Raw genomic sequence first — 14,456 nt, forward strand, 5'->3', positions numbered from 1 at the left:
CTTTTTAGAATCGCGTCTGAATTTCATTTCGATAAACCATAAGAATAATAATTAAGTTCATCCTGTTCATCACCCTGATGGCACTGCAAATCTTTTGTAGAGAACGAAAAATAATAAACAATAATAATTGACAGAAATTTTATTCTTGTGGTAAAATTTATGCATCTTAACAGCAAAGGAGGAATTGTGATGAAAAAGCGACGAATCGTTACTCAGCTTCAACTGAATATCACAATACCTGTACCTTTGCTTGGAAAGTATTTTGAATATTAAAATGAAAAATTCTAAGAGAGATAGGTACAGGTTTCTTTGCCTGTGCCTTTTTTGTTTATATTGTGTTTGAAAGCATACTGCAAAAAAGGGCGGTATGCTTTTTGTATTTGTAAATCTTCCATTTTATGAACGAAAGGAAGCCTCCCGATGAAAAATGATTTAACAAAAAGAAAGGTGGTTATTAAACATGATTCAATTCACATTTATAGCAATGAGCGTTTGGGAGATTAATTCGGGCTAGAAAATGTTATCGAGATGATTGGAGGAATTTTGGATGTTTCAAGTGTTAGTCCAGTTGCGTTGGTTTTTTCGTGAACATTGGAAACGATATACAATTGCCATTGGGTTATTAATGTGTGCTAGTGTGTTAGAGGTGTTCCCGCCGAAAATTGTTGGGATGGCTATTGATGAGATCTTTGGGCAAACGTTAACGGTGGAGAAACTATTATCTTATATATTTTATCTTCTTTTTGTTGTATTGCTCTCATATGGGCTCAACTACGTTTGGATATACCAATTGTTTGGTGGTGCCCATTTGCTCCAAAGAAAATTACGTACCTCGTTAATGAGCCACTTTTTACAAATGTCTCCAACGTTTTATGAAAAAAATAAAACGGGAGACTTAATGGCTAGAGCCACGAATGATTTACAAGCGATCTCCATGACAGCTGGATTTGGGATTTTGACGTTAATTGATTCCAGTTTTTACATGGGAACGATCCTTATATCGATGTGTATTTTTGTTAGTTGGAAGTTGACGGTAGCGGCATTTCTCCCGCTGCCACTCATGTCGGTACTTCTAAAAATGTATGGTGGAAAAATTCATTCGTATTTTACGAAAGCTCAAGATGCATTCGGTCAATTGAACGACCGAGTCCTGGAATCAATCGAAGGGGTTCGGGTGGTTCGTGCATTTGTACAAGAACGAAAAGATGAAGACCGTTTTCAAGAAATGGCGAATGATGTATACAACAAAAACGTGTCCGTCGCCAAAGTGGATGCATTAATCGAGCCAACGATTCAAATCGTTATTGCGTTAAGTTATTTCATCGGTTTAGGGTATGGAACGTATTTAGTGATTCGTCAAGAATTGACGTTAGGAGCGCTCATTTCGTTCCAAGTATATTTAGGGATGTTGATTTGGCCAATGTATGCCATTGGGGAATTAATCAACGTGATGCAGCGTGGTCACGCGTCTTTAGAGCGGGTAGAAGAGACGTTGTCTACAAAAGATGTCTTAGAGTCTCCTGTCCAACCTGTCGTTATTCCGTCCATTACATCGATTGAATTTCGTCAATTTACGTTTCAATATCCAACGGCGACCACCCCGCAATTAGTAGAAATTTCTTTTTCTTTAAAGAAAGGGGAAACGTTGGGAATTGTCGGAAAAACGGGAAGTGGTAAATCGACGCTTCTTAAACAGCTTTTACGAGAGTATCCAGTCCCTTTGAATCAACTATTTGTATCAGGGGTTCAGATTGAGAAAATTGACCGGTCCTCTTTCAAACAATTGCTCGGATACGTTCCGCAAAACCATGTGCTTTTTTCAAAAACGATTAAAGAAAACATTCTTTTCGGAAAACCTGAAGCATCGGATGAGGAAGTGATGGAAGCGATACGTTTAGCCGCATTTGACCAAGACTTACAAATGTTTCCTGAAGGTTGGGAAACGCTTGTCGGTGAAAAAGGAGTCGCTTTATCCGGAGGACAAAAACAACGGCTTTCCATTGCTCGAGCTTTAATTAAAGATCCTGAATTATTGCTGCTAGATGATGCATTATCAGCGGTAGATGGAAAGACGGAGGCGAAAATCATTCAATATATTCGCCAAGCCAGAAAAGGAAAAACGACCATGATTGTTACCCACCGCTTAACAGCAGTTGAGCACGCTGATCGGATTATCGTCTTGGATGATGGTAAAATTATCCAAGAAGGAACCCATCATGAGCTTATTCAACAGGACGGTTGGTATAAGGAGCAATATATTCGTCAACAAGTGAAAGGGTTAGAGGAGGGGAGAGCGTGAAAACCGTTAAACAACTCGTTGCTTATGCATTGAAATTTAAAAAAGGATTAACGCTCGGCATTTTTTTTATTGTTTTATCAACCATTGCGGAATTAACCGGTCCTTATCTTATTAAAACGATGATTGATGAACATGTGATAGGTGTTGAAGGGCCATGGTATGAAACTGAAACGGATGAACAGGCGGTATTTTATGACGGTTCGTGGTATACAAAAAAAATAAACACCCCCTCTTCCAAAGAAATTAGTATCGTTCAAGTGAACAATCAATTTTATTTTGTTCCACAAGCGATCGTGTGGGAGGGAAAACGATCGTATAATAATGGCGAGCTTGTCGTAATTAATGAAAAAAATAAGTTCGAATACCCAGCTTCACCATTATCACTAAATGAATTAATTTTATTTTATAAACCTGAAGTTCCATCCATTATGTTTTACTTACTTACCTATTTGGTCTTGATGGTGATTTCGGCGGCATTTGTTTATGGGCAACGCTACCAATTACAAAAAACGGCTCATCAAATCATTCGGAAAATGCGAAACGATGTATTTCAACACATTCAAACGTTACCGATTCGATATTTTGATACGACACCGGCTGGAAAAATCGTGGCTCGAATTACGAACGATACGGAATCAATTCGTGAATTATTTGTGACGGTTTTAGCGACCTTTGTCACGAGTTTTATTTACATTGCTGGGATTTATGTGGCGATGTTCTTGATCGATGCCAAGTTAGCTGCTGTTTGTTTGTTGTTACTTCCAGTTTTGTATGTGTGGATGATTGTATATCGTAAATTTGCATCAACTTATAACAAAGTCATTCGGTCGAAAAACAGTGAAATTAATGCCAAAATTAATGAATCCATTCAAGGGATGAAAATCATTCAAGCGTTCGGAAGAGAACGTTGGATTCAACATGAATTTGAAAAATTAAATGAAACGCACTTTCGTTATCAAAACAAGCTATTACACTTAAATGCATTAGCGTCCCACAACTTCATGACCATTGTTCGCAATGTAACCTTCGTAGCGTTCATTTGGTATTTTGGTCATGGTGTTATAGATGGTAATATCGTTACATTAGGGGTGCTCTATGCGTTTGTTGATTACATTAACCGATTGTTCCAGCCGCTAACTGGAATTGTAAATCAGTTTGCGAATATGGAAAAAGCATTTGTATCAGCTGAACGTGTTTTTGACATGCTTGAAGAAAAAGGAACCTCTGTTTCAGACAAACGAATTCCTCGATACAAAGGAAACGTTACGTTTGAACATGTCTCTTTTGGTTATAAAGAGGGAGAAATGGTGTTAAAAGATATTTCATTTAAGGTAAAACACGGTGAAACGGTCGCCTTAGTAGGCCATACCGGTTCAGGAAAAAGTTCGATTATTAATCTGCTTTTCCGTTTTTACGATTATCAAAAAGGACGAATTTTCATTGATGGTATGGATATTAAAGAAATTCCAGTGCAAGCATTGCGCGAACATATGGGAATTGTTCTTCAAGACCCGTTTCTTTTCACCGGTACGATTGCATCCAATGTGACGTTGAATCATCCAAACATCTCAAGAGAGAAAATGGAACAAGCATTGCGGGATGTCGGAGCAGAATCCATACTTGCCCATTTAGAAAACGGTTGGGATACCGTCGTCAATGAAAAGGGAAGCACGTTATCGGCTGGACAAAGACAGCTCATTTCGTTTGCACGGGCGTTAGCGTTTGATCCATCGATTCTTATTCTTGATGAAGCCACATCGAACATTGATACAGAAACGGAAGCAATCATACAACAAGCGATGGATGTATTAAAAAAAGGACGCACGACATTCATCATTGCTCACCGTTTGTCTACTATTAAAAAGGCAGATCAAATTCTCGTATTAGATAAAGGGCAAATTGTCGAGCGAGGGACGCACGATGAATTAATGAAGTTAAAAGGAAAATATTATCAAATGTATCAAATGCAGCATGCAACATTTGAGTCGGTTTCCTAACCAATGATTGAAGTTTAAAACGAGCCTGATGTGTAGGCTCGTTTTGTTAATTATACGAAATCGATGAAGTTAACATGTCCTAAAATTCGATAAATGTGTCTCAATTTAAAAAAATTGACCTGAACCCACGCAATTCTTTCTATGTAGGAGCTAAGCACTAACCGAAACATGTACCGTAATGTTCAAATACACATTCCACAATTAGAATGTTTATAGGCCATGGAAAAATAGAAGAGTAACGACCGATGTTTATGTAAAACATATGACTAGTGATAAGCAATCTTTTTAGTTGACATTTTATTTAAAACAAAGTAAGATTGCTTTCGTTACTAAATAATTAATTCCGATAAGTTTAATGGGGGTTTAGAGCATGAAACGTTTCAAATGGATTTTCGCTTTAGCTCTTGGTTCCATGTTGGCTCTTGCAGCATGTGGTACGAATAATGGAGAAAATGCTCAAGTAGACAACGGAACAGAAGAAGCTTCTTTGTACGATAAAGTAATGGAAGAAGGTAAATTATACATCGGTACGGAAGGAACATACCCACCATTTACGTTCCACGATGAGTCTGGTGAATTGACTGGATATGACGTAGAAGTGGCGCGTGAGGTTGCGAAACGTCTTGGCGTAGAACCAGTATTTAAAGAAACACAATGGGATGCGATGTTCGAAGGATTAAATTCCAAGCGTTTTGATATGATTGCCAACCAAGTAGGTATTCGTGAAGATCGCTTAGAAAAATATGATTTCTCAATTCCGTACACAGTTTCATCAGCTGTTCTTGTAACAAATAAAGATAGCAACATTTCTTCATTTGAAGAAATTAAAGGATTAAAAGCGGCCCAATCTTTAACAAGTAATTACCGTGACATTGCGGAAAGCTATGGTGCAGAAATCGTTGGAGTTGAAGGATTAAGCCAAGCAGTTAACTTGCTTGAAACAGGTCGTGTGGATGTAACCATTAACGACAAATTATCGATTTTAGACTATTTAAATAAGAAGCCAGATGCGAATATTAAAATCGCAGCAACGGCAGAAGATGCTGCCGAAAGTGCTTTTATGTTCCGTAAAGGAAGCGATAAGTTGGTAGAAGAGGTTAATCGTGTATTACAAGAAATGATTGATGACGGTACATTAGCAAAAATCTCTGAAAAATGGTTTGGTGAAGATGTATCTAAATAATATTTTCCAAAATCCTGACCGGATGTTGGACATTTTTACAAGCTCCCTTGCTCCGATGATAGAGGGAGCTTTGTATTATACGATACCTCTAACCATCTTATCGTTTTTCTTTGGAATGATTCTCGCAATCCTAACAGCACTCGCACGTTTATCGAACATTAAAGTCTTGCGTGGTATCGCTAGAGTCTACGTATCTGCGATTCGCGGGACCCCGCTGTTAGTGCAATTATTCATTATTTTTTACGGACTTCCTACGTTAAATATTGATATGACACCATTTCCAGCGGCCATTATCGGTTTTTCATTAAACGTTGGTGCGTATGCATCGGAAATCGTTCGGGCATCGATATTATCGATTCCAAAAGGACAATGGGAAGCAGGATATTCCATAGGGATGTCTCATTCGCAAACGTTAAAGCGTATTATTTTACCACAAGCAGCACGGGTATCCATCCCTCCGTTGTCAAATACGTTTATTAGTTTAGTAAAAGATACGTCATTGGCATCATTAATTTTAGTGACCGAGATGTTCCGAAGAGCACAAGAAATTGCGGCTATGAACTATGAATTCTTACTTTTATATTCTGAAGCTGCCTTGCTATATTGGGTCATTTGCTTCATTTTAACGATCATCCAAGATCGCATGGAAGCAAGATTAGATCGCTATGTGGCGAAATAATCCTGTAAAAGGAGTTTGACCATGATTACCATTCGAGGATTAAAAAAACGTTTTCATTCATTAGAAGTGCTAAAAGGCATTGATTTAGACATCCCAAAAGGAAAAGTCGTAGTTGTCATCGGACCGTCTGGTTCAGGGAAAACTACGTTTTTGCGCTGCTTAAACGCCTTGGAAACGCCGGATGCAGGGGAAATTACCATCGATCATGTTCATATGAATTTCGAACAGAAAATTTCCAAACAGCAATTGTTACAGTTCCGGCGTCAAACCGGTATGGTGTTTCAGCAATACAACTTGTTCCCGCACATGACCGCACTCGAAAATGTAATGGAAGGACCGGTTACGGTTCAAAAAAAGAACAAAGAAGAAGTTCGTGAAAAAGCGATTCAGTTGCTTACTAAAGTCGGTTTAGGGGACAAGATCGATTATTATCCATACCAGCTTTCCGGTGGTCAACAACAACGTGTGGGCATTGCCAGAGCTCTAGCAATGGAGCCGAAAGTGATGTTATTTGATGAACCAACGTCTGCCTTGGACCCTGAGCTCGTTGGTGAAGTGTTAAAAGTTATGAAAGACTTAGCTAATGAAGGAATGACCATGGTTGTTGTTACACACGAAATGCGCTTTGCGAAAGAAGTGGCGGACGAAGTATTGTTTATGGATGGCGGATATATTGTCGAACGCGGGAAACCGGAGCAAATTTTTAATCACCCGCAAGAAGAACGGACAAAGCAATTTTTACAAAAACTCCAATAACGATAGAAAAAACGGCTTCCGACCGGACGCCGTTTTTATTTTTATCCAGTTTAACAAATAACGAATCAAATTTTTTGTCTTAAACACTAATTCTACAGTCCGTATTAAGATAAAAGATAATAACCTAAATAAAAATAATTGACAAGTAAAATCTAGTTAAGATATGATTAAAGTGTATTAAATGTTTAAACTTTTAAACATAAGAACAAAAGAGGGAGACGCTTGGACGATCCATCTATTCGTATTTATCGTGCGTGTATTCCATTATTCGAGGCATTGAGTGATATTCATCGGCAGCAAATTATTTTACTGCTTACCGAACATGACAAGCAGACAGTAAATGAAATTACTAAGCATTCCCATTTGTCGCGGCCGGCGATTTCTCATCATTTAAAAGTACTGCGTGATGCTGGACTAGTGGCTGTTAATCGAAAAGGAACTCAGCGCTATTACTCTTTAACCATTGATAGAGCTCTGCAATTATTGAAGGCGTTTATTCAAGCAGTAGAAAATTGTGACTGAGTACACGAACAATATTTTTTACCATATATGTTCAAGTTTTTAAACACATAAAAATTTAGGTGGAATAAAGGAGGCCTAAACTATGAGTAAAGGAACGGTTCTTATTACAGGAGCTTCCAGTGGAATAGGTTATAAATTTGCGGAGCGTTTTGCTAAAGACCAGTATAATATTGTTGTTATTGCCCGAAGTGAAGATAAGTTAAAATCACTAAAAGAGAAGCTTGAGTCGCTTTATGGAATTACAGTCTTTTCGTATACAAAAGACTTATCCCTTCAAGAGGAAGTGAATGATTTATACCAACAACTTCAAAACGAAAACATTGAGGTGGATATTTTAATTAATAACGCTGGTTTTGGTTTGTACGGAGAATTTGTTGAAACCGATTTAGACGAAGAGTTAAATATGATTGATTTAAATATTAAAACCCTTACCCAATTAACTAAACTGATTGTGAAAGATATGGTCAAACGAAACAAAGGAAAAATTTTAAACGTGTCATCCACAGCTGCCTTTCAACCAGGTCCGTTAATGGCGGTATATTATGCGACGAAAGCGTATGTCCTTTCGTTCACCGAAGCTTTGGAAAATGAATTAAAAGGCACCAATGTAACAGTGTCTGTTTTATGTCCTGGACCAACGGCGACCAATTTTACTAGTCGGGCGAAACTAGGTGAATCCAAGCTGTTTAACCGAGGTGTCATGAACGTTGATGATGTCGTCCGGATTGGGTACGACGAATTCATGAAAGGAAAAACCCTCATTATTCCTGGATTTAAAAATCGTTTTCTTGCGAATAGTGTTCGCTTTTTACCACGAAAAGTTGTTACTTCGGTCGTTCGAAGCATGCAGGATCGTCGTGTACAGTAAAACAAAGAATAAACCCTTCTCTATGTATTTTCCTTCATAGAGAAGGGTTTTTCTTATTTTCTGTCAAAATATTAGTAGATAAAAAATTACAAGGAGGAGAAAAAATGGAAATTCAAGTTGTCACCTTGCAACCAAAAAAAGTGGTTGGAATCGGATGGACAGGACCTTATTCAGAATTGCATCATATTCCTAAGCTATTTGATGAGTTGGCAGGGCGCGAACAAGACATACAAAAAAGAAAAGGGTCGTCCTATATTTGTCCGTTTCATGGCCGGAAAACAGATTTCACCTATTATGTAACGGTAGAAGTAGAAGCTTTTGACCGTGTACCAGAGGGAATGGTAGCGCTCGACCTACCAGCTCAAACGTATGCTTCAACGACGTTTCATGGACACGCCAAAGATGTTCAAGAAGCATATGTTACTGTCTTTCGCTGGATGGAAGAGCAAGGGTACAAGCAAGATTATCATGCACTCAGTTTAGAAATTTACCATGAAGAAGATGAGGACATTAATAGGTCAGAGGATGAACGAAAATTTGATTTGTATGTGCCGTTAATAAAGTGAGTTGACCCCTTGAAAAAAAGGTCATTTTTTCTTTATGTTTTCGCTACGAAAAAATAAGGTTTCAACCCAATTTTTGTTCAATCAGTACCTGTTTATTTGACTATTTGAACCAATTTCGAGTTATTTGCACCAGTATGGCCTTTATTTGCACCCAACTGGGTTTTTTATGAACCGATTTCAAACTTGCACCTAAAACTGTTAATTTGCATTTCAATATCCAAATATGCACCACTGTTATGTACCACTATGTGCATTGTTTCGCATTTCCCTACAGCAAGTCAAGTTCCTCACCTTCCTTCACCTTAGCACTCCAACCTGAAAGTGTTTATAAAAAATCATTCACGGAAATACAATAAAAAGATGGATTTTTAGGAGGGATGACTGTTGAATGAACGGATTGAACGAGACACATTAGGGGAAGTGCGGGTTCCTGCAAATAAGTATTGGGGAGCGCAAACCCAGCGAAGTTTAGAAAACTTTCGAATTGGAACTGAAGTGATGCCGCTTGAAGTGGTATATGCGTACGCATTAATAAAAAAAGCCGCGGCAGAAGTGAACTTTGCCTCCGGACTGCTTTCGGAAAAAAAGAAAAACGCCATTGTGGCCGTTTGTGACCAAATTAACAGTGGTCAATTAGACGCACATTTTCCGTTACGTGTTTGGCAAACGGGAAGCGGTACGCAAACAAACATGAACGTTAATGAAGTGATCGCGTATTTAGCGAATGAAAAATTACGTGCAGAAGGTCACTCGGAAGTTGTGCATCCGAACGATGATGTGAATAAATCGCAAAGTTCTAACGACACGTTTCCAACCGCGATGCATATTGCGATTTTTCGACAACTTCATGAACAATTCATTCCGGTAGCCAATTCATTAATGGAGACGTTAAAGAACAAAGAACAACAATTTGCCCATCTTGTAAAAATTGGACGAACCCATTTACAAGATGCGACACCGCTCACTCTTGGTCAAGAAATTAGCGGTTGGCGCTATATGATAGAAAAAAGCAAAGAAATGGTGGAACAGGCAGCCGAGCAGCTGTTAAGTTTGGCAATTGGCGGTACAGCTGTTGGAACAGGGCTCAATACTCCACCTCAATTCGGTCAAAAAGTAGCCGAAAAACTGGCGGAATACACGGGTTATTCGTTTTATTCGTCTCCGAATAAATTTCACTCCTTAACGAGTCATGATGAAATTGTTTATGTCCATGGGGCATTAAAAGCGCTCGCAGCAGATATGATGAAAATTGCGAATGATATCCGTTGGTTAGCAAGCGGACCGAGATGTGGAATCGGAGAACTCCAAATCCCTTCAAACGAACCTGGAAGTTCCATTATGCCAGGGAAGGTCAATCCAACGCAAAGTGAAGCGATCACAATGGTTGCAGTACAAGTTTTCGGAAATGATGCCACCATTGGATTTGCAGCAAGTCAAGGAAATTTCGAGTTAAATGTCTTTAAACCGGTCATTGTCTATAATGCTCTTCAATCTATCCGTTTATTAGCTGATGGCATCCGCTCGTTTCATGAAAAGTGCCTGAAAGGTCTTGAAGCAAACGAAGAAGTGATTCAAAAAAATGTGAATCGTTCACTTATGTTAGTTACGGCGTTAAATCCTTATATCGGCTATGAAAATGCGGCGAAAATCGCGAAGTTTGCGTATGAAAATGGAATTACGTTAAAAGAAGCGGCACTACAACTAGGACTCGTTACCGAAGAGCAATTTGACCAGTGGGTGAATCCTGCTACTATGATCGGTAACAATAAAAATGAGTAATCTAATAAAAACCCCTGATGAATGATCAGGGGTATAGCCATTTCATATGCAATTGTCTATTCGTTATTGTTGTTGAAATCCGCTTAATTGTTGTTCAGCCATTTGAACGAGACGTTTAGTAATTTCGCCACCGACTGAACCGTTAGCACGAGATGTAGCATCTGGTCCTAATTGTACACCAAACTCTTGTGCAATTTCATACTTCATTTGGTCAATTGCAGCTTGAGCACCTGGAGCTACTAATTGGTTAGAACTACGGTTTTGATTTTGGTTTTGTAATGGCATAGGTTGTCATCTCCTCGTTGTAAAATTATAAATGGTTGGGCTGTTGCTGGAATTGCACCAGCTTGCAAATCAAGTGACTTGCAGCCTAGACTTGGCTTAGCCCAGCGATGAAATTATTTTTGCTTTATTTAATCAATAGTTTGGATGTATTCATAAAAAGTATGCGCTTTTAAATAACGGTAAATAGTGGGTTTTTTAACGTTGTATAAATCGTTCATTCGTTTTGTAAAATAGAAAAAAAGAAAGTGGTGACGTGCGTGTTGCAATGTCCATTATGTAATGGCTTGTTTCACTTTACTCCACATTGTCAAGAATGTGGCGGACGAATGGACGATGTGGGGAGAATAGAGGATTATTTGGACGACTACAGTCCGTATATGGAACAGCACCATACGAGTTTTACCCATTGTACGCATCTTTTTCAATGTCAAGTTTGCCGTGAAGATACCATTCATATGATTCCTCTACAAGAGGTGAATCAATCACATTTTAGTGAATAAAAGAAGAAAGCTGCCTTAATTACAAGGCAGCTTTTGGTGTATTGATATTAGTTTTTCGCACGAATACGTTGTTCCGTTTCTACATCAAAGAAATGTGCTTTATTCATATCAAACGCTAGCTGAAGTTTTTGTCCTGCTTTAATATCGCTACGAGAATCGATACGAGCAACAAGATCTTGGCCGCTCACTTGACCGTAAATCGTTAATTCCGCTCCAGTTAATTCTGCAACATCCACATGAATGTTAACCGCTGTGTTTTGAGAAGACTCAATAAAGACTGGCTCGTCATGGATGTCTTCAGGGCGAATACCTAAAATGACTTCTTTACCGACATAATTTTCCCCACGAAGTACTTTCATTTTACCTTCTGGGACGGCTATTACTTTATCTCCCATAACAAATTGACCGTCTTGTAATGTTCCTTTAAAGAAGTTCATCGCAGGTGAGCCGATGAAGCCTCCAACAAATACGTTTTCTGGATTTTCATACACTTCTTTAGGAGTTCCGACTTGTTGAATCACACCGTCTTTCATCACGACGATCCGCGTAGCCATCGTCATTGCTTCTGTTTGGTCATGGGTTACATAAATCGTAGTCGTTTGTAAACGCTGATGTAATTTTATGATTTCAGCACGCATTTGAACACGAAGCTTTGCATCTAAGTTGGAGAGCGGCTCGTCCATTAAGAATACTTTGGCATCACGAACAATCGCACGACCAAGGGCCACCCGCTGACGTTGACCACCAGATAACGCCTTTGGTTTTCGATCTAAATACGGCTCGAGTCCTAAAATTTTCGCCGCTTCCCGAACACGACGATCAATTTCATCCTTCGGGAACTTTCTTAACTTTAATCCGAATGCCATGTTATCATATACCGTCATATGTGGATAAAGTGCATAGTTTTGGAATACCATCGCAATATCACGATCTTTTGGCGGGACATCGTTTACGCGCTTTCCATCGATATAAAAATCTCCTTTAGAAATTTCTTCAAGTCCTGCGATCATACGTAATGTTGTTGATTTTCCGCATCCAGAAGGGCCAACGAAAACGATGAATTCTTTATCTTTAATATGTAAGTTGAAGTCTTTTACAGCAGTAACATTTTTATCGTAAATTTTGTACACATGCTCAAGTCTCAATTCAGCCATGCTTTTATCCCTCCAACCTTTTGTTACAATTATTGTAAAGAAGATGAAAGCGTTTGCGTATGGACATGCTGCACAAAAAAAGCTATTCTGTTTCTGGCAGTTTGCTCAGTTCATCATGAAGAATAGCAAAATAAACGGTTAATGCTCCTGTAAACGTTTTAATATCAATACCGGATTTCTCAATAAACTTATCGATGCGATATTGTAAGCTGTTCCGGTGGATATATAATTCTTTTGCCGTTAAACTGGCATTCGATTGATTTTCAATATACGTTTTTACAGTTTTATGCAAAGTTTCATCTTCTTTTAAAATGGACATGACCGATGAAAAAATGGTTGCCCGAATGGATGGAGGAATGTGGTCCATGAGAAACATGGGAACAATTGATTCAAATGTGAGAAGTTTATGATCTACATGTCCTTTTGCCCACTGAAATAGTTGTCGTTCGGCTTGAAAGTTTTGATGTATATACTTATTTAACTGAAAAAAACGGCCAAAATAAAACCGAACATTAAAGAAAAAATCAGTTTCTAAAATGGACTGTAATGATGATAGATCCTGTTTCGACATTGCGAGAGGTGACAGCGGCTCGACAATAATTCCTTCATTTGGAGAGATAAAAAATAGTTCTACGTTTGGGGTCACCGCATTTCGTATCGCATCTATGATGTCGTGTAATTCGTAATCGTGCGAAGAAATGTAAAATTGAACAAAACGAACAGCTTCCATGTCCATCGGCTTTTGAAAGTCAGATCCTTGGAATAGTAGTTGATACCAAAGGTCGGCGTTTGCTGTTCCGACTAGGGACATAGGAAAGGTATTTCGATTAAATAGCAATTGAAGTAGTTCGCGTTCATCTTGAGACAAATCTTTTTTCGGAATTCCAAAATAAACGTTTTCTTCTGATGAGAAATACCATTCGTAATCATTGGCAAAAGAAGGTGAATTCGTTTGAATAAGTATATTTGGAAACCGTTGTTTCAATCGGTGAATCATTGTCATTTCTCCTTACTTTGTTCTTTTCCTATTATAGCAATTGAAAGAAAAATGAGGAATTCACTCAACTCTTAGACACCATATGATTTGAAAAAAGAGGACACAATAGTATACACTTGGGGGTAAGGAATGATAAAGAGTGAGGGATGATGAATGGAATATTCACAAGATATAAAAAATCGCTTGCGCCGGTTAGAAGGTCAAGTCCGAGGGGTATTACGTATGATGGAGGAAGAAAAACATTGTAAAGATGTGGTGACTCAACTTTCTGCTATCCGTTCAGCTGTTGACCGCTCCATTGGCCTAATTGTCGCCAAAAACTTAGAAGCGTGTATTCGTGAAGCGAATAAAAAAGGGACGAATGCAGAAGAGGCGATTCAAGAAGCGGTGCAAATGCTCGTAAAAAGTCGTTAAACCAAATCAAAAAATGGGATGCTCACACAAATTGTGAGCATCCCATCTTAAGCTTGTCTCGGTGGTTCTTCAGCGGTAATATGAACGGCTTCTTCGATATTAGCGGCCGTATCTAAGCGATGTACGGATCCTCCGCACATTCCTTCATTGACCATACGATCAATATCGAAATAGGCCTTATCTCGCCCTTCATATTTGGTGTCATCTAAAAATTCATAACGATTTTGATTATCCTTCAAATGATATCCCCCCTACACGTTAGTTTCGGAGGAATTCTTACTATTCATGCAATGAAAAAATTATCTATTATGAACCGTCATATACGTGAAAAAGCATTAATTCGTGAATATGCTTTTTGATCTCTTCTTCTTTTTCTGGAACAGCTGTTTCCCACTCTATTTGCCCATTTTGATGATAAATCGCTTCGTATTTTTTTGGCTCTACACTAAATGTGGTG

General features: G+C 38.5%; 16 protein-coding genes. 11 read left to right on the plus strand and 5 right to left on the minus strand.

All coding sequences use genetic code 11. The annotated features are described in order from the left end of the window. Positions 1-547: 547 nt before the first annotated feature. The 9 genes from ABES52_RS14175 (at position 548) to fumC (ending at position 10,649) form a co-directional block, all read left to right on the plus strand. A complete protein-coding gene (locus tag ABES52_RS14175) occupies positions 548-2,299 on the plus strand; it encodes an ABC transporter ATP-binding protein (RefSeq protein ID WP_429651834.1) in 1,752 nt (583 codons plus the stop codon). Continuing rightward, positions 2,296-4,296 (plus strand): ABC transporter ATP-binding protein, encoded by a 2,001-nt coding sequence (locus tag ABES52_RS14180; RefSeq protein WP_429651835.1) that lies wholly within the window; start codon positions 2,296-2,298, stop codon positions 4,294-4,296. Before ABES52_RS14175 ends, ABES52_RS14180 begins: the two co-directional genes overlap by 4 nt. 370 nt (positions 4,297-4,666) lie before the next feature. Then, positions 4,667-5,479 carry an amino acid ABC transporter substrate-binding protein gene (locus ABES52_RS14185; RefSeq protein ID WP_429651836.1) on the plus strand — a complete coding sequence of 271 codons (813 nt, stop codon included), beginning with the start codon at positions 4,667-4,669 and terminating at the stop codon, positions 5,477-5,479. Beyond that, complete coding sequence (locus tag ABES52_RS14190; RefSeq protein ID WP_429651837.1) at positions 5,466-6,158, plus strand: amino acid ABC transporter permease; 693 nt, start codon at positions 5,466-5,468, stop codon at positions 6,156-6,158. Before ABES52_RS14185 ends, ABES52_RS14190 begins: the two co-directional genes overlap by 14 nt. A 21-nt stretch (positions 6,159-6,179) precedes the next feature. Next, entirely contained in the window at positions 6,180-6,914 is a 735-nt protein-coding gene (locus ABES52_RS14195; protein WP_429651838.1) for an amino acid ABC transporter ATP-binding protein, read from the plus strand. Between the two features lie 222 nt (positions 6,915-7,136). Further along, positions 7,137-7,436 (plus strand): ArsR/SmtB family transcription factor, encoded by a 300-nt coding sequence (locus tag ABES52_RS14200; RefSeq protein WP_429651839.1) that lies wholly within the window; start codon positions 7,137-7,139, stop codon positions 7,434-7,436. A gap of 82 nt (positions 7,437-7,518) precedes the next feature. Further along, positions 7,519-8,304: an SDR family NAD(P)-dependent oxidoreductase gene (locus ABES52_RS14205; protein ID WP_429651840.1), complete on the plus strand. Its 786-nt coding sequence runs from the start codon at positions 7,519-7,521 to the stop codon at positions 8,302-8,304. Between the two features lie 104 nt (positions 8,305-8,408). Continuing rightward, entirely contained in the window at positions 8,409-8,870 is a 462-nt protein-coding gene (locus ABES52_RS14210; protein WP_429651841.1) for a GyrI-like domain-containing protein, read from the plus strand. Positions 8,871-9,254: 384 nt separating this feature from the next. Further along, positions 9,255-10,649: a class II fumarate hydratase gene (fumC, locus tag ABES52_RS14215; protein ID WP_429651842.1), complete on the plus strand. Its 1,395-nt coding sequence runs from the start codon at positions 9,255-9,257 to the stop codon at positions 10,647-10,649. Between the two features lie 63 nt (positions 10,650-10,712). Here the strand turns inward: fumC and ABES52_RS14220 are convergent, their stop codons facing one another. Further along, positions 10,713-10,934 carry an alpha/beta-type small acid-soluble spore protein gene (locus ABES52_RS14220; RefSeq protein WP_429651843.1) on the minus strand — a complete coding sequence of 74 codons (222 nt, stop codon included), beginning with the start codon at positions 10,932-10,934 and terminating at the stop codon, positions 10,713-10,715. A gap of 260 nt (positions 10,935-11,194) precedes the next feature. On the opposite strand from ABES52_RS14220, the gene ABES52_RS14225 reads away from it, so the two are divergent. Continuing rightward, positions 11,195-11,434, plus strand: a complete 240-nt coding sequence (locus ABES52_RS14225; RefSeq protein ID WP_429651844.1) for a hypothetical protein — start codon at positions 11,195-11,197, stop codon at positions 11,432-11,434. Between the two features lie 47 nt (positions 11,435-11,481). Here the strand turns inward: ABES52_RS14225 and ABES52_RS14230 are convergent, their stop codons facing one another. Together ABES52_RS14230 and ABES52_RS14235 are read right to left on the minus strand one after the other, a co-directional pair. After that, positions 11,482-12,588, minus strand: coding sequence for an ABC transporter ATP-binding protein (locus ABES52_RS14230; RefSeq protein WP_429651845.1), 1,107 nt, complete (start codon positions 12,586-12,588; stop codon positions 11,482-11,484). Positions 12,589-12,670: 82 nt separating this feature from the next. Then, entirely contained in the window at positions 12,671-13,585 is a 915-nt protein-coding gene (locus tag ABES52_RS14235; RefSeq protein ID WP_429651846.1) for a PucR family transcriptional regulator, read from the minus strand. A gap of 153 nt (positions 13,586-13,738) precedes the next feature. On the opposite strand from ABES52_RS14235, the gene ABES52_RS14240 reads away from it, so the two are divergent. Further along, positions 13,739-13,999 carry a metal-sensitive transcriptional regulator gene (locus ABES52_RS14240; protein WP_429651847.1) on the plus strand — a complete coding sequence of 87 codons (261 nt, stop codon included), beginning with the start codon at positions 13,739-13,741 and terminating at the stop codon, positions 13,997-13,999. 47 nt (positions 14,000-14,046) lie between these two features. Here the strand turns inward: ABES52_RS14240 and ABES52_RS14245 are convergent, their stop codons facing one another. Together ABES52_RS14245 and ABES52_RS14250 are read right to left on the minus strand one after the other, a co-directional pair. After that, the gene (locus ABES52_RS14245; protein ID WP_429651848.1) at positions 14,047-14,238 is read right to left on the minus strand and encodes a hypothetical protein; all 192 of its coding nucleotides are present in this window, start codon (positions 14,236-14,238) and stop codon (positions 14,047-14,049) included. 67 nt (positions 14,239-14,305) lie between these two features. Beyond that, the coding region (locus ABES52_RS14250) for a DUF5342 family protein (protein WP_429651851.1) at positions 14,306-14,456 on the minus strand (151 nt) is incomplete at its 5' end.

It is taken from the genome of Aeribacillus pallidus (genome assembly GCF_050478865.1).
Classification (GTDB): Bacteria; Bacillota; Bacilli; order Bacillales; family JACDOC01; genus JACDOC01.